19 protein-coding genes are annotated in these 23,632 nt (G+C 71.9%); 12 read left to right on the top strand and 7 right to left on the bottom strand.

Features of this window, described 5'->3' with window-relative positions; translation table 11 throughout:
• The first annotated feature begins 83 nt into the window (after window positions 1-83).
• From MRBLMG1_RS24410 to MRBLMG1_RS24365, 10 genes are all read left to right on the top strand, one after another.
• Window positions 84-1,340, top strand: a complete 1,257-nt coding sequence (locus tag MRBLMG1_RS24410) for an ATP-grasp domain-containing protein (RefSeq protein ID WP_367826236.1) — start codon at window positions 84-86, stop codon at window positions 1,338-1,340.
• Window positions 1,337-2,170, top strand: coding sequence for a Rossmann-like domain-containing protein (locus tag MRBLMG1_RS24405; RefSeq protein ID WP_367826235.1), 834 nt, complete (start codon window positions 1,337-1,339; stop codon window positions 2,168-2,170). Before MRBLMG1_RS24410 ends, MRBLMG1_RS24405 begins: the two co-directional genes overlap by 4 nt.
• Window positions 2,167-3,276: a PLP-dependent cysteine synthase family protein gene (locus tag MRBLMG1_RS24400; RefSeq protein WP_367826234.1), complete on the top strand. Its 1,110-nt coding sequence runs from the start codon at window positions 2,167-2,169 to the stop codon at window positions 3,274-3,276. Before MRBLMG1_RS24405 ends, MRBLMG1_RS24400 begins: the two co-directional genes overlap by 4 nt.
• Entirely contained in the window at window positions 3,273-4,331 is a 1,059-nt protein-coding gene (locus MRBLMG1_RS24395; protein ID WP_367826233.1) for a mandelate racemase/muconate lactonizing enzyme family protein, read from the top strand. Before MRBLMG1_RS24400 ends, MRBLMG1_RS24395 begins: the two co-directional genes overlap by 4 nt.
• Window positions 4,328-5,584: an MFS transporter gene (locus MRBLMG1_RS24390; RefSeq protein WP_367826232.1), complete on the top strand. Its 1,257-nt coding sequence runs from the start codon at window positions 4,328-4,330 to the stop codon at window positions 5,582-5,584. Before MRBLMG1_RS24395 ends, MRBLMG1_RS24390 begins: the two co-directional genes overlap by 4 nt.
• Entirely contained in the window at window positions 5,581-6,405 is an 825-nt protein-coding gene (locus MRBLMG1_RS24385; protein ID WP_367826231.1) for a class I SAM-dependent methyltransferase, read from the top strand. The genes MRBLMG1_RS24390 and MRBLMG1_RS24385 overlap by 4 nt, the downstream gene beginning before the upstream one ends.
• A gap of 137 nt (window positions 6,406-6,542) precedes the next feature.
• A complete protein-coding gene (locus MRBLMG1_RS24380; protein ID WP_367826230.1) occupies window positions 6,543-8,183 on the top strand; it encodes an ABC transporter substrate-binding protein in 1,641 nt (546 codons plus the stop codon).
• On the top strand, window positions 8,180-9,133 hold the full coding sequence (locus MRBLMG1_RS24375) for an ABC transporter permease (RefSeq protein ID WP_367826229.1): 954 nt from the start codon (window positions 8,180-8,182) through the stop codon (window positions 9,131-9,133). The genes MRBLMG1_RS24380 and MRBLMG1_RS24375 overlap by 4 nt, the downstream gene beginning before the upstream one ends.
• A gap of 41 nt (window positions 9,134-9,174) precedes the next feature.
• Window positions 9,175-9,981 carry an ABC transporter permease subunit gene (locus tag MRBLMG1_RS24370; RefSeq protein WP_367826488.1) on the top strand — a complete coding sequence of 269 codons (807 nt, stop codon included), beginning with the start codon at window positions 9,175-9,177 and terminating at the stop codon, window positions 9,979-9,981.
• The gene (locus MRBLMG1_RS24365) at window positions 9,957-11,537 is read left to right on the top strand and encodes an ABC transporter ATP-binding protein (protein ID WP_367826228.1); all 1,581 of its coding nucleotides are present in this window, start codon (window positions 9,957-9,959) and stop codon (window positions 11,535-11,537) included. The genes MRBLMG1_RS24370 and MRBLMG1_RS24365 overlap by 25 nt, the downstream gene beginning before the upstream one ends.
• A gap of 51 nt (window positions 11,538-11,588) precedes the next feature.
• Here the strand turns inward: MRBLMG1_RS24365 and MRBLMG1_RS24360 are convergent, their stop codons facing one another.
• Both MRBLMG1_RS24360 and MRBLMG1_RS24355 read right to left on the bottom strand, forming a co-directional pair.
• Window positions 11,589-12,569 (bottom strand): ATP-grasp domain-containing protein, encoded by a 981-nt coding sequence (locus MRBLMG1_RS24360; protein WP_367826227.1) that lies wholly within the window; start codon window positions 12,567-12,569, stop codon window positions 11,589-11,591.
• On the bottom strand, window positions 12,566-13,864 hold the full coding sequence (locus tag MRBLMG1_RS24355; RefSeq protein WP_367826226.1) for an MFS transporter: 1,299 nt from the start codon (window positions 13,862-13,864) through the stop codon (window positions 12,566-12,568). Before MRBLMG1_RS24355 ends, MRBLMG1_RS24360 begins: the two co-directional genes overlap by 4 nt.
• 950 nt (window positions 13,865-14,814) lie before the next feature.
• Here MRBLMG1_RS24355 and MRBLMG1_RS24350 point away from each other — a divergent pair.
• Window positions 14,815-15,693, top strand: coding sequence for an AfsR/SARP family transcriptional regulator (locus MRBLMG1_RS24350; protein WP_367826225.1), 879 nt, complete (start codon window positions 14,815-14,817; stop codon window positions 15,691-15,693).
• Entirely contained in the window at window positions 15,690-16,979 is a 1,290-nt protein-coding gene (locus MRBLMG1_RS24345; protein ID WP_367826224.1) for an MFS transporter, read from the top strand. The genes MRBLMG1_RS24350 and MRBLMG1_RS24345 overlap by 4 nt, the downstream gene beginning before the upstream one ends.
• 75 nt (window positions 16,980-17,054) lie before the next feature.
• On the opposite strand, the gene cs1 is transcribed toward MRBLMG1_RS24345, so the two are convergent.
• The 5 genes from cs1 to MRBLMG1_RS24320 are packed head-to-tail and all read right to left on the bottom strand — an operon-like array spanning window position 17,055 to window position 23,526.
• Window positions 17,055-18,032 carry a clavaminate synthase Cs1 gene (gene cs1 / locus MRBLMG1_RS24340; protein ID WP_367826223.1) on the bottom strand — a complete coding sequence of 326 codons (978 nt, stop codon included), beginning with the start codon at window positions 18,030-18,032 and terminating at the stop codon, window positions 17,055-17,057.
• Window positions 18,033-18,034: 2 nt separating this feature from the next.
• A complete protein-coding gene (gene speB, locus MRBLMG1_RS24335; RefSeq protein WP_367826487.1) occupies window positions 18,035-18,937 on the bottom strand; it encodes an agmatinase in 903 nt (300 codons plus the stop codon).
• Between the two features lie 53 nt (window positions 18,938-18,990).
• The gene (locus MRBLMG1_RS24330) at window positions 18,991-20,274 is read right to left on the bottom strand and encodes an ATP-grasp domain-containing protein (RefSeq protein WP_367826222.1); all 1,284 of its coding nucleotides are present in this window, start codon (window positions 20,272-20,274) and stop codon (window positions 18,991-18,993) included.
• Window positions 20,271-21,803, bottom strand: a complete 1,533-nt coding sequence (locus MRBLMG1_RS24325) for an asparagine synthase-related protein (protein ID WP_367826221.1) — start codon at window positions 21,801-21,803, stop codon at window positions 20,271-20,273. Before MRBLMG1_RS24325 ends, MRBLMG1_RS24330 begins: the two co-directional genes overlap by 4 nt.
• A 1-nt stretch (window position 21,804) precedes the next feature.
• Window positions 21,805-23,526, bottom strand: a complete 1,722-nt coding sequence (locus tag MRBLMG1_RS24320) for a thiamine pyrophosphate-binding protein (protein ID WP_367826220.1) — start codon at window positions 23,524-23,526, stop codon at window positions 21,805-21,807.
• Window positions 23,527-23,632 lie beyond the last annotated feature (106 nt).

The following is a 23,632-nucleotide window of genomic DNA, read 5'->3' as shown; positions in this document are numbered from 1 at the left end:
TCAGTCAAGCGAGCGCGACGCCCTGCACGGCGCTGCCTCCATGACCGTTTCGCACCTCAACCACGCCGTGAAAAGGGGAAGTCGTGGCTCATCTGTTGATGGTCGAGAGCTGGGTCGGGTCCATGAGCAGACTGCTGCCGAGGGCCATGCGCGAGGGAGGACACGAGTTCACCTTCCTGACCCGCGACCTGCATCACTACCTGCGCTCCGCGCCCGAGGGCACCGCGCACCCGCTCCTCGCCGCCCGCCATGTGCTCACCGCGGACACCAACGACGGCGACACGCTGCTGCCGTTCGTCGAGCGTGCCCACGAGGTCCTGCGCTTCGACGGAGTGGTCACCTCCTGTGACTACTACCTGCGGACGGCCGCGCGGATCGCGGGTCGCCTGGGGCTGCCCGGACCCGCAGCCGAGGCGGTCGAGAACGCGTGCCGCAAGGACGCGACCCGCCGCGTGCTGGCCGAAGCCGGCCTGCCGGGACCGCGCTTCGCCGTGTGCGCGGACTGGGCCGAGGCCGCCGCCGAGGCGAAGCGCATCGGCTATCCGCTGGTGCTCAAGCCCGTGGACCTGTGCGCCGGCATGTTCGTGCGCCGCGCCGACGACGAGGCGGCGCTGGGGGAGGCCTACCGAGCGCTTGCCGCGTTCCCCGTCAACGCCCGCGGGCAGCGCCGCGCACCGGTCCTGCTCCTCGAAGAGCTGCTCGAAGGACCGGAGGTCAGCGTCGAGACCGTGTCGTACGACGGAGCCGTGCACGTCGTCGGCGTCACCGACAAGAGCGTCGGAGGAGCTCCCGCGTTCGTCGAGACCGGCCACATGTTCCCCGCCGCGCTGGATCCGGCGGACACCGAAGGCGCCGCGGAGACCGCACGCAGGGCGCTGAAGGCACTGGGCCTCGACGGGGTGGTCGCGCACACCGAGATCAAACTGACGCCAGACGGGCCTCGCATCGTCGAGGTCAACCCGCGGCCCGCCGGCAACCGCATCACCGAGCTCGTGCGCCACGTCACCGGCATCGACCTCGCCGCAGCCTGCGTGGACGTCGCGCTCGGCAGGGAGCCGGACCTGCGCCGCCGCGCCACCGGACTGACCAGCGCCGCGATCGGGTTCCTCGTACCGGACGAGGACGGCGTCCTTGAGGCCGTCGACGGCGTCGAAACGGTCCGCGCCGCGGACGGCCTGCTGGAACTCCGGCTCGCCGACCCCGGCTCGGCCGTCAAGGCCGCGGGCAGCAACAACGAGTACCTCGGCCACGTGATGGCCGGTGACACCCGGGGCGCGGCCGCCCGGGACCGCGTCGCGGCCCTGCTCGACCAGCTCGGTCCCCGCGTGGTGACCCGATGACCGCGCTCACCGACACGTCCGCCGTCGCCTCCTCGTACGACGACCTCGTCGAGCGCGTCCTGACCGGCGCATACGGCCCCGACCCCCGCACACGACGCGTCTCGGTGGCCTTCACCACCCGGCAGGCCGTACGACACGAGGGGCGTGCCTCCGGCTACCGGAACGAGGTGCTGAGCCTGCGCCTCGCCGAGGCGGTCGGGTCCTGCGCCGTCGAGCCGGGCGAGCTGCCCGACGGTGCCGTCGAGGACTGCGTCGGCGCCGACGTCGCCCGTCTCCTGGAGCACGGGGCGGCGCCGGTCCGGGTCGCCGCCCTCGACGCGTACCTCGCGCACGTCCTGCCGCACGGCCCCGAGAACGGCGCACGGCCCTGCCCGCTGCCCGCCGGCACGTCACTGGAGAAGTCCCGCGCCAGGGCCGCGGCCGTGGTGGACCTGATCGGCGTCCCGCCCGGGGCGACCGTGCTCGTCGTGGGCGTGGTCAACTCCCTGCTGGAGGCCCTCCGGGCGCGCGGTCTGGCGTACGTCCCCTGCGACCTCAAGGGCGGGACGACCGAATGGGGCGAGCCGGTCCGCACCGACGCCCTGGCGGAACTGGAGCGCTGCGACGCGGTCCTGGCCTCCGGGATGACCCTCGGCAACGGCAGCTTCGAGCCGCTGCGCCGGCGCGCGCGGCACCGAGGCGTCCCGCTGGTGATGTTCGCGCAGACCGGCAGCGCGGTCCTGCCGCGCCTGATCGGCTCCGGTGTCACCGCGGTGTGCGCGGAGCCGTACCCCTTCTTCTGGCTCGACGGCGGTCCCGGGACCGTGCACCGCTACGGAGGCACCCTGTGACCACCGCCGTCCTCGGCTCCCCGTGCCGCACCGCGGGCAACCGGGAGCTCCTCGCCCTGCTGGGCCGCACGCCCCTCGCCCGCGTGACCGCCGACCTGCCCTGCCCCCAGCCGGGCTTCTGGGCCAAGCTCGAAGGACTCGGCGTCGGCGGGATGAAGGCGCGCGCCGCCGTCTCCATGCTGCTGGGAGCGGAGGAGCGCGGCGAACTGCTGCCCGGCGCACCGGTGGTGGAGTCCACCTCGGGGACGCTCGGCATCGGACTGGCCTTCGCCGGGCAGGCCCTCGGGCACCCGGTCGTGCTGGTCGGCGACACCGAGCTGGAGCCCTCGATGCGGCAACTGCTGCGCGCGCACGGCGCCCGGCTCGAACTCGTCGACCGTCCGGCGGCCGAGGGCGGCTGGCAGGCCGCCCGGCTCGCCCGGCTGCGGGACCTGCTCGCGCGGCTGCCCGGCGCCTACTGGCCCGACCAGTACAACAACCCCGACAACACGGCGGGTTACGCCTCCCTGGCGGCCGAACTCGCCACCCAGCTCGACCACCTCGACGTGCTGGTGTGCAGCGTCGGAACCGGCGGCCACAGCGCCGGCATCATCGGACCGCTGCGCCGCCACTGGCCCGACCTGCGGCTCATCGGTGTCGACGCCACCGGCTCCACCATCTTCGGCCAGCCCGCCAGGCCACGCCTCATGCGCGGCCTCGGCAGCAGCATCCATCCGCGCAACGTCGCCTACGACGCCTTCGACGAGGTCCACTGGGTCGGCCCCGCCGAAGCCGCCGACGCCTGCCGCCGACTGGCCCGTTCCGCCTTCGTCACCGGCGGCTGGAGCACCGGCGCCGTCGCCCTCGTCGCCGCCTGGGCCGCCCGCGTCCACCCCGGCGCGGTCGTCGCCACCGTCTTCCCCGACGGCCCGCAGCGCTACCTCGGCAGCGTCTTCGACGACGACTTCACCACCACCCACGGCATCGACCCCGCCACCGCCGCCACCCGTCCCGTCGAGATCCCGCACCCCCGGGCCGTCGAGGCCACCGGCTGGGCCCGCTGCCGCACCGTCACCGACCCTCTCCGGACCCGATCGACCGCCACCACCCCGGAAGAGACCCCGTGAAGTCCCGTCAGCGCACCGTCCGCCTCACACTCACCGAGCCACTGCGCATCTCCCGCGCCACCATGGCGGCCCGTGAGGCCGTCTGGCTGACCGTCGAACACGACGGGCAGCGCGGCCACGGAGAGGCCGTCACCAGCGTCTACTACGGGCTCGACGCCGACACCCTGGGACGGCTGCTCCACGAGGAATCCCGCCGACTGACCCACTTCCCCGACCCCGAGACCGCCCTCGAAGCCCTCCGGGACGGCACGCGCCGGACAGCCGCCCCACCCGCCGTGACCGCGGCCGTCGAGTCCGCGCTGCTCGACCTCGTGGGCAAACGCGCGGACCTCCCGGTCCACCGCCTGCTCGGCACCCAGGGAGCCCCGCCCCGGGCCACGACCGCCCGCACCGTCGGCATCACGGCACCGGAGCGGGCCGGGGCGCGGGCGGCCCGCCTCGTACGCGACGGATTCACCGTCCTCAAGCTCAAGGCCGGCGCCCCCGACCCGGGCGACGACCTGGCCCGCGTACGGGCCGTCCGCGCCGCCGCGCCCCACGCCCGGCTGCTCCTCGACCCGAACGGGGCCTGGACCGCCCCGGAAGCCGAGCGGCTGATCCCGCGCTTCGCGGAACTGGGCGTCGAGGCCGTCGAACAACCCCTGGCCCCCGGCGACCCCGAGGCGCTGGCCAAGCTCGCGGAGCGCTCGCCCCTTCCCGTCATCGCCGACGAGGACGCGGTCGACTTCGAGGACGCCCGCCGCCTCGCCGGACGCGTCCAGGGGATCAACGTGAAGCTGGCCAAATGCGGCGGCGTCGGCCCCGCGCTCCGCATCGCCGAACTCCTGGCCGACACCGGAACCGAGCTGATGCTCGGCTGCCTGACCGCGAGCACCCTCGGCATCGCCCCCGCCGCCCACCTCGCCGACCGCGCCCGCTGGGTCGACCTCGACGGCCACCTGCTGCTCGCCGACGACCCGTGGACGGGAATCGGCGGCACCGACGGCACCGTACGGGCGAGCGCCCACCCGGGCCTGGGCGTACACGAACGCGCCGCCGAGGAGGCACGGACGTGAGGACATGGCACGAGATACGCGGCTTCCCGCCGGCCATCCGGCTGCTCCTCGTCAACCAGCTCGGCGTCAACACCGGCTTCTACCTGCTCGTCCCCTACCTCGCCCTGCACCTCACCGAGGACCTGGGGATGTCGGCCGCCGTCGTCGGCATCGTCCTCGGCGTGCGCAACCTCAGCCAGCAAGGACTGTTCCTCATCGGCGGGACGGCATCCGACCGGCTCGGAGCCCGCGGCGTCATCATCGCCGGATGCGCCCTGCGCACCGTCGGCTTCGGACTGTTCGCCCTCGGCGACGGACTGCCCGTCCTCCTCGCCGCGTCCGTGCTCAGCGGCCTCGCCGGAGCCCTCTTCAACCCGGCCGTACGGGCCTATCTCGCCCTGGAGGCGGGGGAGCGCAAGGCCGAGGCGTTCGCCCTGTTCAACGTCTTCGCCACCACCGGCGCCCTGATCGGACCCCTGCTCGGCAGCGCCCTCCTCCTCGTCGACTTCCGCGCCTCCGCGCTCACCGCGGCCGGGATCTTCGCCGTACTCACCGCAGCCCAGGCCCTGGTCCTGCCGGCCCGCCGGGTCGCGCCGACCGGCAACAGCGTGCTCGGCGACTGGCGCGAGGTGATCGGCGACCGGCGCTTCCTCGCCTTCGCCCTGGCCATGGTCGGCATGTTCACCCTCGACAACCAGCTGTACCTGCTGCTTCCCGACGCCGCCCGCCGGGCCACCGGATGGGACGGTGCCGCCGGGCTCGTCTTCCTCGTCGGCACCCTCGCCAGCCTCGCGCTGCAACTACGCCTCACCACCACGCTCAAGAAGCGCGGACCCGGAGCGCGCTGGATAGCCGCCGGACTCGCGCTGATGGGACTGTCCTTCGTCCCGCCGATGGCCGTGTCGGGCTACGGAGGCACCCCCGACGGCCTCGCGGACGCGGCGCGCCTGCTACCCGTCCTCGCCGGCGTCCTGCTGCTCCACCTGGGAACGATGCTGGCCCAGCCCTTCGTGATGGAACTGATCCCCGCCTTCGGCCGCACAGAACTCACCGGCACCTACTTCGGCCTGTTCTACGCCGTCTCCGGCGTCGCCGCCGCTGTAGGCAACGCCCTCGTCGGCTGGGCCATGGACACCGGCCACCGCACGGACACGCCCTGGCTGCCGTGGGCGTGCTGCCTCACCTTCGGTCTCGCCTCCGCCGCCGGCCTGGCCCTCCTGCACCGCCGCGGCGTCCTGCCCGCGCGCCCCGCCGCCGTACCGGTGACCGCATGAGCACCACACCACCCGTGCCCGGCATCGACGCGAACCTCCTCACCGACAACCCGGCGCTGTACGAAGCGCGTTTCCCCGACCCCGACCGCCTCGCCGCACGCTGGGCCGAGGACTGCCTCCGCCGCTACGGCCCACCCGGCTCCCGTGTCCTGGACATCGGCTGCGGCACCGGCCGCGACGCCGCACACCTCCACCGCTCCGGTCGTACGGTCATCGGCGCCGACCTGTCCGACGCGATGCTGACCTACGCCCGCGCCCGGCACCCCGGCCCCCTGTACGTCCGGGCCGACCTCCACGGCTTCGACCTGGGGCAGCGCGCCTTCGACGCGGTGGTGTGCCTGGACAGCGCCCTGCTCTACTGCCACACGAACGAGCAGCTCGACGGCCTGCTGACCTCCTGCCGCCGGTCCCTCGCGCCGGGCGGCCTGCTCGTCGCCGAGATGCGCAACGGCGCCTTCTTCCTGGGGCGCACGGACCTCCTCTCCGCCCCCACCGCCGACGACTTCACCTGGCAGGGCACCGCCTACCGCTCCACCACCACCCTGTCCGTGGACAGGACGGCCCAGCTACTGCGCCGCCGCCGCGTGTGGACCGCCGACGACGGCTCGCCGCCGGTCGAGCAGCGCTCCGCGTGGCGCCTGCTCTTCCCCCAGGAACTGCGCCACGTCCTCACGTCCCACGGTTTCGAGGTACTCGCCCTGCACGACGGGCCGGGGCCGCGCACGGACCCGCCGTGGCGGGAGGGCGACCAGCCCTCCGGGGCAACGGACGGCGACCGGATGCACCTCGTCGCCCGCCTCGCCGTGCCCTTCCATCCCTGAGTTCCCGTACGGCTCCTCTGTCTCGTGTGCAGCAGGCCAGCCAGCCAGACAGGCAGCCACCCGGCCGGCCACCGAGCCACCCAGCCGACCACCGAGCCACCCAGCCATCCCTCTATCCATCGCAAGGAACCATCGCCATGAACGACATCGCCGTGCGCGCCACCCCGGTCGACGACACCTCCGCCCACGACCCTCGCTTCCCCGGTCTGCGCCGCCGGGGCTTCCTCGCCGCCGCAGGAGGCGCCGCCGGTCTCGGCGCTCTCGCCCTGACGGGGTGCAGCGGTTCCGGACCGGCCGGCGACACCGACCGAGCCGCAGGCACCGCCGACGCCGAAGGCAAGCCGCGGCGCGGCGGACGCCTCCGCACCGCCTTCGCCGGCGGCGGAGCGAGCGAGACGCTCGACCCGCACCTCGCCAACCTCTTCGTGGACGGGGCCCGAGCCAAGGCGCTCTTCGACAAGCTCGCCGACTACGGGCCCGACCTGTCCGCGCGGCCGCGCCTCGCCGCACGGTGGGAGCCCAACGCCGCCCTCGACCGCTGGAAGGTCACGCTGCGCGAGGCCGACTTCCACCATGGGAAGCCGGTCACCGCCGCCGACGTCCTGTACAGCTACCGGCGCATCACCGACCCGAAGAAGGCCTTCCGCGCCAAGGCCTCCCTGGAACCCATCGACCGGGAGGCCAGCCGCGCGGTGGACGACCGGACCGTCGAGTTCGTGCTCAAGCGCCCGACCGCCGAATTCCCCAACGTGCTCGCCGCGTTCGGCGCGTACATCGTGCCCGAGGGGGAGCGTGACTTCGACCGGAACCCCGTCGGCAGCGGTCCCTTCCGCTTCGTCTCCTTCGCGCCCGGCAAGTCCGCGCTCTTCCGGCGCAACGACGACTACTGGGACGGCGCCCCCTACCTGGACGAGGTGGAGTTCCTCGTCGCCAACGAGGAGTCCGCCCGCGTCAACGCCCTCCTCGGTGGCCAGATCGACTACGCCCACGAGCTCCACCCCACCACCGGTCGCGCCCACGAGGGCGGAGGCCGGGTCGAGATCATCCGGCTCCGCAACAGCACCATGCAGTCGTTCGCGATGAAGACCGACCGCCCGCCGTTCGACGACAAGCGGGTACGCGAGGCGTTCTTCCTGATCGCCGACCGCGAGGAACTGGTCGCCGGCGCCCTGTCCGGCGCCGGCGAGATCGGCAACGACCTGTTCGGCAAGGGCTACGAGTACTACGCCGCGGGCCTGCCCCAGCGGGCACAGGACCTCGACCGGGCCAAGGCCCTGCTCAAGGAGGCCGGCGCCGAAGGCCTCAAGGTCACCCTCGACACCTCGCCCGTCGCCGCCGGGTTCACCGAGGCCGCCACCATCTTCCGCGACCAGGCGGCGAAGGCCGGAGTCACCGTCACCGTCAGGACGGGCAGCAAGGACAGCTACTGGAAGGACATCCTCGATTCCGGCACCCTCTGCTCCTACCGCTCCGGCGCCATGCCGATCGAGGCCCACATCTCCCAGCGCCTCCTCACCGGATCCACCACCAACGCCACCAAGTGGCACCACAAGGACTTCGACGACCTCCACCGCCAGGCCCAGTCCACCAGGGACAAGACCTCTCGCACCGCCGTCTACCAGCGCATGCAGCGCCGTCTGCACGCCGAAGGAGGTTTTCTCGTCTGGGGCTTCGCCGACTGGATCCTCGGCACCGCCCGCAACGTCCGCGGCGTCGAGACCGAGGCGCCGGCCAACTCCCTCGACTGGGCACGCTTCGACAAGGTGTGGCTCGCGTGACCGCACCACGCCCCTGGATCGCCCGGCGGCTGCTGCTCGGCGCGGCGCAGACGGCAGCCGTCGTCTTGCTCGTCTTCGCCCTCACCGAGGCCCTGCCGGGCGACGCCGCCATCGCCCTCGCCGGCGACCAGCCCGACCCCGAACGCATCGCCGCCCTCCGCGAGGCGATGGACCTCGACCGGCCCGCACACGAGCGACTCACGGACTGGGCGGCCGGTCTTGTCCACGGCGACCTCGGCACCTCCCTGACCTCCGGCCGGCCCGTCGGCACCTACATCACCGACGGCTTCGGCCCCACCCTGCTCCTCGCCGCCCTCACCCTCGCGCTCCTCGTCCCGCTCGGCGTGGGCCTCGGCGTCCTCGCCGCCCGCCACGAAGGCCGGCTCGCCGACCGGCTGATCAGCTCGGCCACGCTCGGCACGTACGCCGTGCCCGAGTTCGCCCTCGGCATGCTCCTCGTCACCGTCCTCGCCCTGCGCCTGGGCTGGGTCCCGCCGACCGCAGTCGGCTACGGCACCGACCTCCTCGCCCACCCCACCGCCCTGGTCATCCCCGTACTCGTCCTCCTCTCCCGCCCGGTCTGCTCCCTGTCCCGCCTGGTACGCGCCGGCATGATCGACGCCCTGGCCTCGCCGTACACGACACACGCCCGCCGCTACGGCGTCCCGGGCGCCCGGATCCGCTACGGCCACGCCCTCCCCAACGCCCTCGCCCCCGCCGCCCAGCAACTGGCCCGCACCGTCGACTGGCTCCTGTGCGGCGTCATCGTCGTCGAGGCGCTGTACGTGATTCCCGGCCTCGGCACCGTCCTGATGAGCGCCGTCGCCGAACGCGACGTACCCGTCGTCCAGGGCCTCGCCGTCGTGTTCGGCGTCACCACCGTCGTACTCAACCTCGGCGCCGACCTGATAGCCCACCGCTTCGCCCCACGGGCGGAGGTGGCCGCGTGAGATCCCGCGCCGCGAAGCGCCTTCCGATCGGACGCGGCCGGGTGAGGTCCCGCTTTGCCCTCGGCGCCGTCCTGGCGGGCGCCCCTCTCGCCCTGGCTCTCCTCGGCCCGCTGCTCGCCGGCGCCCCCGGGCCCCGTGCCGCCTCGTTCGCCCCCGGCGGCGGACACCCGCTCGGGACCGACTTCGTCGGCCGTGACGTCTGGCACCAAGTCCTGCTGGGCGGACGCTCGGTGGTGCTCGTGGCGCTGGCCGCGACCGCCCTCGCCTACCTGATCGCCTTCCCCCTCGGCGTCGTCAGCGCCCTCACCCACCGCACGTGGCTCGAAGAACTGCTGATGCGACCGCTGGACGTCCTCCTGGCCGTCCCGTCCCTCCTGCTGATCCTTCTCGTCGCCGCCGCCTTCACCCCCGGTGCCGCCGCCCTCGCGCTCCTCGTGGCCCTCGTCAACATCCCTGACGCCGCCCGCATCGTCCGGGCCGCGGCAGCCGAAGCCGCGTCCCGACCCGCGGTCGAAGCACTGCGGATGCAGGGGGAGACCTGGTGGCGCACGGCCGTCGGCTACGTGGGCCGATCCCTCACCCGTACCCTCGCCGCCGACGCGGGCGTACGCCTGACCGGTGTCCTCTACCTCGTCGCCACCGCGGCGTTCCTCGGCATCGGCGTCGAGCCGGACGCCGCCGACTGGGCGGTGATGGTCGACCGCAACCGCACCGGACTGCTCGTCCAGCCCTGGGCCGTGTTCGTCCCCGCGCTGCTCATCGTCGCCCTGACCACGGGCGCCAACCTCCTCGTGGACGCCGTACTGGAGAAGAGGAAACCGACATGGATACCGCCGACGCCGGCGTGAGCCCCGTAAGCCCCGTCAGCCCCGTGAGCCCCGTGAGCGCGGTGGCCGAGATCAGCGATCTGCGCGTGGAGATCGACGGCCGGGCGATCGTCGACGGGGTCGACCTCCGGGTGCTCCCAGGAACGATCACGGCGCTGGTGGGCGCGTCCGGGAGCGGCAAGACGACCACGGGCCTCGCCCTCCTCGGCGAGTACCCCGCCGGTGCCCGCGTGTCCGGCGACGTGCGCGTTCCCGACGGCCCGGTCGGCTACATCCCGCAGCACCCGGCGGCCGTCCTCAACCCCGCCCGCCGGATCGGCGCCCTGCTCCGGGACATCGCCCGCACACAGGTGCGGCACCTGCCACGGAGAGACCGCCGCACCGCCGTCCGCGAGCGCGTCCTCCGGGCCCTGACACAGGCCCGCATTCCCGACGCCGAGACGATCCTTCGGCGCTATCCCCACCAACTGTCGGGCGGCCAGCAACAACGGGTCGTCCTCGCACAGGCGCTGCTGCTCGGCACCAAGGTGCTCGTCGCCGACGAACCGACCACGGGCCAGGATCCGTTGACGAAACGGGGCATCGTCGAACGACTCGCCGCCGTGGCCCGTGATGGCATCGCCGTCGTCCTCCTCAGCCACGACCTGGACGTCGTCCGGGCACTCGCCGACGAGGTCCTCGTCCTGCGCGACGGCCGGGCGGTGGAGTCCGGGGCGCCCGAACGCCTCTGGCTCGCACCGCGGCACCCCTGGACCGCCGAGCTCCTGGCATCCGCGTCGGGCACCACCCCCATCGGACCGGCGCCCACGGGTGGAACGGTCCTGAAGACCGGCCCCCTCACCGCCCGCCACGGAAGGACGGCCGTGCTCCGCCTGCCCGGCCTCGCCCTCCGCGCCGGAGAATGCCTGGCCGTCGTCGGCCGCTCGGGCAGCGGCAAGACCACCCTCGCCCGCTGCCTCGCCGGTCTGCACCGGCACCACGACGCGGACATCCTCCTCGACGGCCTCCCGCTCCCGCGCAGCCTGCGCGACCGCACACCCCGGCAACTCGCCGCCGTCCAGTACGTCTTCCAGGACGCCCGAGCGGCATTCGACGAGCAACGCCCGGTCCTCCACCAGGTGGCCCGCACGGCGGTCCGGCTCCGCGGGGCGGCCGAAACGGCCGCCCTGACCGAAGCGCTCACCACCCTCGGCGCCCTCGGACTGAGCGAAGCGGTCGCCCGCCGCCGCCCCGGCGCACTCTCCGGCGGCGAACTCCAGCGCGCCGCGCTCGCCCGCGCCCTGCTGGCCCGCCCCCGGGTCCTGATCTGCGACGAGATCACCTCCGGCCTCGACACGGTCACCCGCCGGGGCCTCCTCGACACCCTCGCGGGACTCGTCGGCGACCGACGCGACCTGTCCCTGGTGCTCGTCACCCACGACATGAGCACCGCCGCGCCGGCCTCCCGCATCGCCGTACTGGAGGCCGGCGAGCTCGTCGAGGAGGGACCGGCGCAGCGGCTCATCACGGCGCCCCGGCACCCGCTCACCGCGCGGCTGACGGAAGGCCTCGCAGCCCTCAGGCGCACAGGTGCCTGAGGGCCGCGTTCCCGGACGTGGTCCGTCCCGACGGGTGCTGATCGAGGGCGATCAGAGGGGGCGAGGCGCCCCCTCGTCCAGGCGGCGGCGGATGTACTGGACGAGGGCGTCCGCGACACGCTGACGATCCAGGTCGGGCAGGTCCTCGTAGGCCGCCGAGACGGTCATCCACTCGTTGAAGACATGGCCGCCGTCGGTCACCAGCCAGTCCACGCACAGGTAGTCCGACTCCAGACTCCGGGCCAGCCGCTCACTGAGCTCGACCACTTCGGCCGGCGGCTCGTATCCGGAACCGCTGCCTCCCTGGCTCACGTTGGCCAGGTACGCCTCTCCGGTCGGCTCGCGCAGCAGTGCGGCGATGACCTTGCGTTCGTGTACGTAGACCCGGACGTCGCCGTCGTTGGGCACATGAGGCTGGATCAGGCAACCCAGTCCGCCGGGCGTCAGCAGGTCGATCGCCGAGGAGAGGTGCTGGGCCGTGTCGGCCTTGAGTACTCCGAAGCCCATGGCCATGGAGCGCGGTTTCACGACGTACGGTCCGGCCGGCAGCTCCGTGCCCACGGCGTCCAGAGCGCGTCGGGCGTAGCGCCCGAAGGGAACCGACACGGTCGGCAGCACGGGGGCCCCCAGAACGGCCGCGTGGTGGTACATGGCGAGTTTGTCGAGGCCGAGGACTTCGGGATCCAGGGTTCCGTCCGTGAGGAGGACGCAGTCGGAGGCCCGGATGGTCCGCGTGATGGCCTCCAGGTGCCGGGTGACGGCCGGGTCCCAGGACCAGGAGGTGACGAGGAATCCCGCGTACTCGGCGAGCAGGTCCTCCTTTCGCCACAGGAGGCGGGGCCTGCCGTTCCAGGCGGGGACGATGTCGCAGGAGTGGGCGATGCGCACGTCGAAGCCCGCTGCACGCAGCATGTCGACGCGTTCGGACCCCTCGCGTTGCAGACGCTCCTGCACGCTCGGGTCGTAGTTGTCAGGGGTGGTGATCCACACCAGCTTCGGAGGTGCGGAGGGCTCGGTGGAGGTGTCGTTCACAGCGCTTCCTTGGTGACGGACGACTCGGACGAGGGCTGCGCGAGCACACGCATGCCGCGCAGTGGGGAACAGAGGAGCCAGAGTGAGGCGAGGGCCGTCCCGGCAGCCCCCACCCAGACCGCGGACCGGGCGCCGTGGAACTCGGCGAAGACGCCGCCCAGGAGCATGCCCAGCGGCCGCGCGCCCCAGGCGAAGAAGCGGACCGTCGCATTCACCCGGCCCAACAGGTGCGCGGGCACGGTGCGTTGGCGGTAGCTCACCTGCGCGACGTTGTAGATGACCAGTCCCGCCGCGAAGGCGAACTGCGCACAGACCACGAAGGCGAGCCGTGCTCCGGATCCCGCCAGGCCCGCCAGCAGGGTGCACGGAGCGGCCAGGGTCACGCTCACGACGACGGCCCGTCCGTCACCGAAGCGTTCGACGACGCGTCCGACGACCGCGGTCGCGCACAGGCCGCCCGCACCTCCCGCGGTGAGCACCAGCCCGATGGTGACGGCGGACACCCCGAGATCCTGGGCGAGCAGCACCAGGAGCATGCCGTAGCCCATGCTCCAGCAGAAGGTGACGGTAGTGGAGCAGGCCACCAGCCAGCGGAGCACCGGGTGGCCCCACAAGTACCGGATGCCCTCCAGGATCGAGCGGCCGAGGCGGTCGCGCGGGGCGCGGTCGACCGGCTCGGGGTCCCGGTCCTTGATGCGGGCCACGCAGAACGCCGAACCCACGTAGGCGATCGCCGACACCATCACCGCCAGCGGCGCCGTGACGGCCTGCACGATCAGACCGGCGATGCCGGGTCCCGCCACCGCGGCCGTCTGGTCCACGGCGACGAGGCGCGCGTTGGCCGTCACCAGCCCTTCGGCGCCGACGAGATGGGGAAGGTAGCTCTGGTCGGCCACGTCGAAGAAGACGGTGGCGAGGCCGACCACGAACGCGACACCGCAAAGATGGGCGACGGTGAGCGCGTCCAGCGCCCACAGGACGGGAATCACCGCGAGTGCCACGGCGCGGGTGAGGTCGGCCACGATCATGATCGGACGTTTGCGCATCCGGTCGACCCAGACGCCGACAGGCAGTCCGATCAACAGGAAGGCGACCGTCTGCGAAGCGGCAACCAGGCTCACCTGAAAGGGCGTTGCGCGGAGGACGGTCGCCGCGAGCAGGGGCATCGCGAGGTTCAGGACCACGAATCCGCCCTGGCTGAGCGACTGCGCGACCAGCAACTGGCGAAGACCTGGGAACGGCGTGGGAGGTCCGGTCGTCCGGGTCACGCCGCTGCGGAACTTGCTGAGCTGCATGGCACCGCCGTGAAATCGTCTGGGCATCATGCGCCGCGGAGGGGGAGGCGCCAGGACGTGCAGAAGCTATGTGCTTTACGCGTGCCCCGCAACGGCCCCCGCGAGCCGGGCGCGGCGGCGCTCTGGGCATCCATGCAGGTCAGCGCTGTGGAGCGAGCGCCGGGCGGCGCCGGTGCGCCGGTGAAGGGAGAGCCGACCGAGAGTTGGGCAAGAGCCGCCCCGCGGGGGTCTCGACCGACGGCCGGTGTGCGTCCCGACGCCGTCCCCTCCACCTGTCCGCGCGTCGCGACGGGCCGATTGGCCGAAAAGACGCTGGGCTTCACGCCGCGTGCCCTGGAGGGGCGGAAATCGTGGCGGCGTGGGCGCGTGGGTGCGGAGGCCGCCACCCAGACCGTCGCCGGCCCGTCGGCGGGTGCGCGAGGCCGGTCGGACCCCACCGCGAGGACGTCGCCCCGCCGGTCCGTCTCGGTCGGCGCCCAACCGGAGCGGGTGCTTCACCGTGTTCGTTGACCGTTCTCGGGAGCGAACTCCCGCTTTGCAACCCGCACTTGGCTGCGCCGTGTCATCGGTGTCACCTGTGGAAGGCGGGCGAGAGGTTCGCCGGATCCTCCGCGGCCGGCGCGGTGCGGGACGTTGCGCGAGCACGTCGGCAACGTCGGGTGCGCCCCCCGATCGCGACTGCGGCCCCGCCCGGTGCGCGCGAGGAGGAGGGCACGTCGGCTCCGCGGCGTCGACCGGCGCAGGACTTTTTCCGTCCCGTGCGTCCGCTCTTGTGCAACCGCTGTCCGACATTCGGTGTCCCCGGATCGGGTCTGATCACCTCTGGACGAAATCAGCCAATCAATCCGCTGGTAGAGGCGTCCATTGACACACCCCCTGCACCTTCCGTCTACTTCTCACGCACAGTTCGACCGGCAGTCGACGCGCGTCACCACGTGAAGGGTCCCAGGATGTTCACCGATGACACTGATGACACTGATGGCAGATATCGACCGGTTCGTATAGGCGTGTTAGGGCCGCTCGAGGTCAGAGTCGGTTCGGATCTCGTGACCGTGCCGGGCCATCGGCAGAGGGGGATCCTGGCCGCGCTGGCGCTTCAGTCGGGGCGGGTCGTGGCCGCCGATCACCTGGTCAAGGCGGTGTGGTACGACAAACCGCCGCGGACCGTCATGGGGCAGGTGCAGACCGGTATCTGGATGCTCCGGACGACCCTCATCGAGGCCGGAGCGCCGGCGGAGGCGGTCCAGTCGTGTGCCACCGGCTACCGGCTGAACGGCGAGTTGTGCTCGGTCGACGTGACGAGCTACCGCGCGAAGCTCACGGAGGCCCGCGCCCTGCAGCGCCGGGGCCAGCTCGACGAGGCGGTGCGGCTCGTGCGATCAGCGCAGGCTCTGTGGCGTGGCCCCGCCCTCGTGGACCTCACCCATCAGGGCTTACGCAGCTGGTCCACTCGTCTCGAGGAGGAGCACGTCGTCGCGCTCAAGTATCGGGCTTCCCTCGAACTCCAGCTCGGGCGCCACGAGGAGGTCATCCCCGAGCTGTTCGAACTGGTGGACAACTATCCCTTGAGGGAAGGTCTCCACGCCGATCTCATGCTCGCCCTCTACCGGTCGGGCCGTCAGGCGGACGCCTTGGAGGTCTTCCACGGCGTGCGACAGACCCTTGCCGAGGAGCTCGGCATCGACCCGGGCCCTGAGCTTCGTACGCTGGCCCAGGCCATTCTCTGTCAGGACAGCAGGCTAACACCCAACTTGACGGGAAGTCAGCCGTCTTTGCACACAGCGCTGTCCGCGCCCTCGGCGGCGCTGTCCGGAGGGGACCTGCTGTGAGCGCCGGGCGCAGGACCGACGACAGCGCAGGTGTGACCCCGCCGGGCGCGGGAGCGACGAAGCGCGCCCGGACGATGCCCCGGGGCGAAGGGGTCGGCTGGTTCGGCACGGCCGCCTTGGTCAACGCGATAGGCACCGGGTTCTTCTACCCCTATCAGCTGTTGTTCTTCATCGCGGTCACGGACCTCTCGCTCACCACCGTGGGCGCCGGTCTCACGGTCGCCACCCTGATCGCCCTGCCCGCCGTCTTCATGGTGGGGCGGCTGGTGGACCGCTGGGGACCCAGGACCGTGCTGATCGTGGCAGCGCTCGTGCGGGCGAGCGTCTTCGTGGGGTATCTCTTCGTCCACCACATCGTGGCCTTCGTCGCGCTCGCGGTCGTCGCGGCGGTGGCCCAGCGCGCCGAGCAGATCTCCATGCCGGTGCTGGCCGCGGGGCTCGCCCCGGGGGAGGAGGTCGGCCGCTGGCTGGCCCTGACCCGGGTCTCCTTCAACCTGGGCATGGGCTTGGGGGGTCTGCTGGCGGGCCTCGTGTTCGTGGGAGCCGGCGACGATTCGGGATTCGTCGCGATGGGGCTGCTCAACGCCGCGAGTTTCGCCCTGGCGGCGCTCCTGTACCTGCCGCTGGCCGCCGTGCGCCCGTCGAGCTCTCGGAAGACCGCCGGGGCGGGGCGCCCCTGGCGCGACGCGGCCTTCCTGCGGGTGGCGGTGGCGAACTTCGTCCTCATCACCGTCATCGTCGCCACCGAGGTGGGGCTTCCGGTCTACCTGATCGACGAGTTGCGCACGCCCACCTGGACGGTGGGGCTGGTCTTCGCCGTGAACACCGTGCTGATGGTGCTGTTTCAGCTCCCCGTCACCGGGCGCGTCGAGGGCCGCGCGCCGCTGCGGGTCATCGCCTTGGGAGGCGCGCTGCACAGCGCCCTCCTGATCGTGCTGGGACTGGCCGGAGTCCTTTCCTTCGCGGCGCTGCTTCCCCTGCTCGTGCTTGGCGTGACGATCTACACACTGGGGGAGATCCTGGCCACCCAGGCACTCTCGGTGCTGCTCGTGAAACTCGCTCCGGAACGGGAACTCGGGGTCTACCAGGCCTTCAACCAGGTGCTCGTCGGTCTGTCACTGGCCGTCGTGCCGTTGCTGGTGGCCTTCCTCCTCACGCACGCGCCGGCTGGTCTGTGGTGGTTGCTCACAGCCATGACGGTGGTGCTGTCCCTCGGCATGCTGAGCCTGCACCGGACGTCGCCGGCGGCGGCCGGCGGTGTGCCGTCCGGGGCGAGCGGCTCCTGAAGGACGTCGGTGTCATCGGCTGTCGCGTCCGGCGCAGGTCCCGCCTGCTCCGGACGCGACAGCCTCGCCGTGGACCTACCGGCGCGGGGTGAAGGTGATGACGTCGCCGGCGCGCTCGCCACCGGTGGGGAGCTGGCCGTGGGAGTTGGTGCGGATGTACACCCGGTGCAGCCACCGGTCCTTGCCGTCCCAGCGGGGCGAGAAGGGCGTACGCGCGTGCGTGGTACGGAAGTTGTCGATGATCAGGAGGTCTCCCGGGGTGAGGAAGACTCCCTCGGTGACATCGTCGAGCGCCTGGGACAGCTTCGCCACGGCGTCGGCGTCCGGTCCCTCGTGGGGCTTGAGCAACTCCCGGTCGTAGCCCAGGAGCGGGTCGTCCTGAGGGCCGTACAGCGGCTTCACCCTGGCGATGGCCCCGGGGTCCGGGACCCCGCCGCGGAACGCCACGTCGACCTCGCACGGCTGCTTCTCTTCGTACAGCCGGTCGATCGTCTCCCCGTCCAGGAGCCGGATGGCCTTGCGTATCGAGCCCACGAGCGTCTGGGCCTTGCGCTCGTGGTCGGCCCTGGAGCACGCCAGAAGCACGTAGTTGGGCTGCAGCGTGTGGTAGGCCATCTCGGTGTGGAACTCCAAGAGGGTCTCGCTGGTCTCCGACGACAGGTGGTGCGCGCCCGGCGACGGGTACACGTCGTGGTAGACCGTTCCCGAACGCAGTTCCGCGTAACCGGTGTGCAGACCCAGGCGGCGGCCGATGATCGCGAGGAACGCCTCCATGTTGAGGCGACCCCGATCGACCGGCGCCGGCGTGCTCGTCGGTGTCGTGGGCAGCTCGTCGTCCGGCTCGACCGGAAGCCCGCGGATCAGCAGGTAGCCGTCCTCGTTGCCGACCTGGTTGAAGGCGTCGAGCGTGTCGCTGATCTCGTACGGCAGTTGCTGCGCGAGCTTGTGCGCCGCGTCGAGGAAGCCGTACAGGTCCTGACGGGGCACGGTGGGGAGCTGCGACACGAGCGACAGCAGCTGCTCCCGGTGCTCGGTGGCGTCCAGAATGGCCATTCCTACCTCTCCTCTTCCCTCTTCTTCGTCTGATGCGCGCGGGCGTACTGGAAGAGCAGCTCCGCACCGACCTCGGTGGCCAGGAGGCAGGTGATCCCGGCGTGGTCGTACACGGGCGACACCTCCATCACGTCGAACCCGACCGGATTCAGCTCGCCGACCGTGCGCAGCAGGGCGAGCACCTCCCGACTGGTGGGGCCGCCGGGGGCCGGCGTGCCCGTGCCGGGGGCGAACGCGGGGTCGAAGACGTCGATGTCCACCGAGACGTACACCGGGCGGTCTCCGAGCCGTTCCTTGATCAGGTCCGCCGTCGCCTTCACACCCAGGTCGCCGAACTCGTCCGCGGTGACGACGCGCACCCCGTGACCGCGTGCGTAGTCGAGGCTGTCGGGCTTCGGGTTGTGCCCGCGGATGCCGAGCTGGATCATGGCGTCCGCCTGGATGAGCCCTTCCTCGATGCCGTGCCGGAACGGCGTCCCGTGGTGGAACTCCCCGCCGATCATGGCGGGGTTGGTGTCCGAGTGGGCGTCGAGGTGGAGCACGGCCACAGGGCCGTGCCGGCCGTGCACGGCGCGCAGCGCGGACAGCGTGAGCGAGTGGTCGCCGCCGAGCATCAGGAAGGCGCCGTTGTCCGCGAGCAGCGCCGCCAGGTGCTCCTGCGCCGTCCGGATGGCGATGTGCTGGTTGAACGGCGTCAGGTCGATGTCGCCGCCGTCGACCACCTTGATCAGGTCGAAGACGCCGGGGCCGCGGTCGATGCCGACGCCGTGGATGAGTCCGGATTCGGTGCGGATCTGCTGGGGGCCGAACCGCGCGCCCGGACGGTAGCTGGTGCCGCCGTCGTAAGGGGCCCCGATGACCACGACGTCGGCCCCCCGGGGCGCCGGATCGTGCGGAAGCCGCATGAACGTGGGGATCTGCGCGTACCGCGGCGAGACGCTCGAGTTGATCTGACCGCTCACGGTGCCGTCCTTCGGGTGTGGATGTGGATGCGTGCCGCCGCGCGCCGCGCCTTGTCCAGCGCTTCCTCGGCGGTGCCGCCGTGGGCGTAGACGAAGCCGACGGAGGCCGAGTTGTCCAGCCTCTCGGCGACCAGGTCGCCCGGTTCGTGGTGCAGGCGAACCACCACGTCGAGCCGTTCCGCCTCGTCCAGGCCGTCGATGTGGGTGAACTCGCCGCTCTCGTCCGGGAACAGCACCACCACGGCGGCGCCTCCCGCCACCCCCTGACCGGGCTCTCCGTCCGGTGTGTGCTCCAGACCGAGAGCGAGCAGCTTCGCGTCGAGATGGGGGTTGGTCCCGCAGACGTCGGTGACCATCATGGAGATCATGTGGGCCGGCAGCCGCGGGTTCACCTCGATGACCCGCGGACCGTCATCGGTGAGCATCACCTCGGTGTGGGCCGGGCCCTGCCGGTACGAGATCGCCCGCAGGGTCCGGTCCACGCAGGACCGGATCCCGTCCCAGACCTCGGCTTCGAGTGCGAGCGGGAAGGAGTGCGCCTCCTCCAACATGGTGTGTTTGTGGAGGTACTTGGAGGTGGCGCCGAAGAAGTGGGTGACTCCGTCCACGGTCATCGACTCGACGCTGACCTCGGTGCCCCGAACGTACTCCTCGACGAGCACGTACCCGGGACGCGGCTGCCCCCGCAGGGACTGCCGGATGACCGACAGCTCTCGCCACGCGTCGACCGCCTCCGCGCGGGTCGCGCACTTGCGGACCCCGTAGGAGATGGCCTCGGACGGGGGCTTGGCGATCAGGGGCAGCCCGACGTGGGCGATCGCCTCGTCCAGTTCTTCGGCACAGGTCACCAGCCGCCACCGCACATTGGCCGGGTCCCCGTCCAAGGCGGCCCGCAGCAGGTGCTTGTGGTTGGCCGCGCGCACCGCGGCCAACCCCTGCGAGGGCAGGCCCAGGGCCTCGGCCGCCCGGGCGGTCACCTCCGTGTGGTAGTCGGAGAACGACAGGACCCCGTCCACCAGGGGTTTGCCGTCATCGTCGGTGAGGGCGTCGACCACGGCCCGCCAGTCGTGCGTGTCGACGTGCAGCACGCGGTCCACGCGGCCCAGCGGATGCTCGCTCAACGGTCGCCCGCCGCCGGTGTACCACTCCTCGCCCTGCACCAGCAGCCACACCTCGCAGCCGAAGTCCCGCGCGCGGTGGATGCCGGAGTAGAACGCGTCGTGCAGCATCGACTCGACGACGGCGAGCCGTCTGCCCTGGAAGAGCTCGTATGTGGTCACCGTCTGCCCTCGGCCAGGATCTTCCCGATGATCTCCTCGACGGCGATGTCGTCCGGGTGTACGCCGCCGATCACCGTCAGGTCGAACAGCTGCTGGACGACCCGCGCCTTGACGGCCGCGATGTCGTCCTCCGCCACTCCGGCCCGGCGGACCAGCAGGGAGAAGGACGCCGTCGTCCCGGACCCCTCGTGCACACCGAGTTTGGGGCGGTTGACGGTCTCGGCGGGCAGTACGTCGGACATCGCGGCGCGCAGTACCCACTTGTCCCGCCCGTACCGGCGTTTCAGACCTGCCTCCAGCACCGTCAGCAGCTCCAGCACCTCGCGGTCCCAGTACGGATGGGTGGACCAGTGGCCGGCCACCGCCGACAGGACGGGGCTCATCTCGTTCAGCCCGTCGAAGGTGTCCATGTCGTAGGCCACCGCGGTGTCCAGGTTCGGCAGCCGGTCCTCCCGGTGCATGCCGCCCAGGGGGATGTCGGCCCCGTACCCGGTGAGGATCCTCCGCGGCGGCCCGTCGATGCGGCGGTACAGCGCGGTCAGCGGCAGCAGGTACTCGATGACCTCGGGGTCGAGTGACTCCGCCGCGTGCACGGTGTGCGGGAGCAGGGCCAGCAGATCCTCGGAACCGACGGTGAGCTCGCGGTGCCGCGAGTCCAGATGCTCCGCGACGACCCGGGCCTGAGGGAACTCGTTCGAGACGTCCGTGCCCATGGACAGGGTGTCGATCCCCGCGGTGGCCGCACCGGCGGACAGTGCGGCCACCGCGGAGGAGTCGATTCCGCCGGACAGGACCACGAGCGGCCTGCGGCCGGCGGGAAGGCGCCGGATCACGGCCTTCTCCAGCGCTGCGCGAACGTTGTTGAGGGCCTCGCTCTCCGTCACCAGGCGGCGGTGCACCGGAGGTGTCCAGGTGCGGTGCACCGTCACCTCTCCGGTGCCCACGCGGATGTCGAGCACCGCACCGGCGGGAACCTGGTGGACTCCAGGAAGCCTCCGGATGCGGCGCGTCCCCGGCACCGGGGCGCCGCGGATCGCCCCGCCGGCCTCCGCCAGCACCTTCACCTCGGTGGCCGCCAGCACGTGCCCCGGTTCGGGGCGTACGTACAGCGGCACCGACCCCGCGTGGTCCGTGGCGGCGAGTACGCGTGTGCCCGCCACGAGCAGCGCGGCGTACCGGCCGTTGATCAGCCGGAACGCGTGGTGACCGTACTTCTCGAAGAGGCCGGAGACCACTTCGGCGTCCGAGGCGTTCGCGCCGTTCGCGGCTGAGCCGAGGGCGTCGTCGATCTCGTCACGGTTGTAGATCTCCCCGGCGAACAACACCAGGACGTCTCCGTCACAGGCGTGCGCACCGCCCGAACCGTCATCGGGATGGACCAGAACGGCGTCCACGGTCTGCGTGGGCAACCGCTCGGACAGCGGGGTGCGGCGGCCCCGCGTGGCGAACACCGCCGCGGGGATGGTGCCTCCGCCGGTGTGGGCGGAGGCCAGGAAGCCGAAGGCGGCGGGAAGGTCGGTCTGGGCCATGTCAGATCTTCAGCGCTCCGAAACCGCCGGCGGTGAACTCGTAGTTCACCGGCACCTCGATCAGGTACGGGCGGCCCAGCTCGACGCCCTTGCGCAGCGCGGCGAGCAGCTCCTCGCGCGTCGTCGCCCGGGTTCCCTCGACGCCGTTGGCCTGGGCGAGCTGCACGAAGTCCACTCCGGTGAACTTGATCGCCGGGGCGTGGCTGCGGTGGTGGCCGATGTTCTGGTAGAGCTCGATGAGGCCGTTGGTGTCGTTGTTGACGACGACGGTCACGATCGGCAGGTTGAGGCGGGCGATGGTCTCCAGGTCGGCGCTGTTGGAGTGGAAGCCGCCGTCGCCGGCGATCAGGAACGTCGGCTGGCCGGGGCGGGCCATCTGAGCGCCGATGGCGGCGGGGATGCCGTAACCGAAGCTGGAGCAGCCGGCCGAGGTGAGGAAGCCGTACGGCTGGTCGGCGCGGGCGAAGAGGACACCGTAGTGACGGAAGAAACCGATGTCCGAGACGATCGTGCCCTCGCCGTCCTCGGCGGTCTCGCCCATGACGGAGTTCATGCAGTCGATCACCTGGTGGACGCGCATGCCGTCGTCGTACGACTCGGGGTCGGACAGCAGCTCGGCGATCCGCTCGCGCACGGCCGAGATCTCGTGGCGCTCCTTCGCCTCGACGTCCGCGGTGCCGGCGTCCAGGTGCTCGACGAAGGCGAGCACGTCCGTGACGACGTCCACCGTCGGGCGGTAGATCCGCGGCACCGGGTTGGCGGTCGGGGAGACGCGGACGGTCTGCTTCTCGCCGCCCCGCTCCCACATCGAGGGGCGCAGGTCCTCGGCGTAGTCGTAGCCGAGGGTGAGGATGACGTCGGCCGGGCCGAAGAGGGACTCCAGGGCCGGGAACGACAGGATGCCGTCCATGTAGCCGGTGACGGCGCCGTAGTTCAGCTCGTGCTTGTGCGGCAGGACGCCCTTGGCGATGTACGTGGTGATCACGGGGATGTTCAGGCGCTCCGCGAGCGCGCGGATCGCGGGGACCGCTCCGGCGCGGATCGCGGCGGCACCGACGACGAACACGGGGTTGGCGGCCTCGCGCACCAGGGCGACGGCCTGGTCCGCGCGCTTCTCCCAACCGGGCTGGATCGCGGTGATCGGCTTCTCGGGGGTGAGCGCCGGACCGTGGTCCTTGTCGAGGTCGATGCCCTCGGAGGAGCCCAGCAGGTCCACCGGGAGGCTGATGAAGGAGGGGCCGACGGGCTCCGTCATCGCGGCCGAGACGGCCGAGTCGACGAGGTCGGTGATCTCGTGCGGGCGCTCCAGCTCGACGGCGTACTTCGAGATCGGCTCGGCGATCTTGACCAGGTCGAGGCACTGGTGCGTGTCGTTCGGGAAGATGTCGTGCGACTCGGACTGCGCCGCCATCGCGATGACGGGGGAGCGGTCGAGGGCGCTGGTCGCCATGCCCGTCGCCAGGTTGGTCATGCCGGGGCCGAGCGTGGCCCAGCACGCCTGCGGGCGACCGGTGATGCGGGCCAGCACGTCGGCGGCGACCCCCGCGGTGAACTCGTGGCGGGTCAGGACGAACTCGATGCCGTCCTGCTCGTCGAACAGGATCGAGGCGGCTTCCCGGCCGACGACGCCGAAGACCTTCTCGACTCCGTGCTCGCGCAGGCGCTTGAGCAGAGCGTGCGCGGTGGTCGGCTGCTCACTGGGGCCGGTGGATACACGGGACATGAAACGGGTCTCCTGTTCGTGGGGTGACGAAGAATCAGGCCACACACTCCGGCCGTGTGCTCTCGTCTTGCTCTCAAGTGGCTATCAGGGACCAGGGACCCGATAG

The organism is Streptomyces sp. LMG1-1-1.1 (assembly GCF_040815545.1).
In the GTDB taxonomy this organism is placed as follows: Bacteria; Actinomycetota; Actinomycetes; order Streptomycetales; family Streptomycetaceae; genus Streptomyces.
Note: the sequence above shows the minus strand (reverse complement) of the source record. Positions and strands in the feature narration are given on the sequence as shown.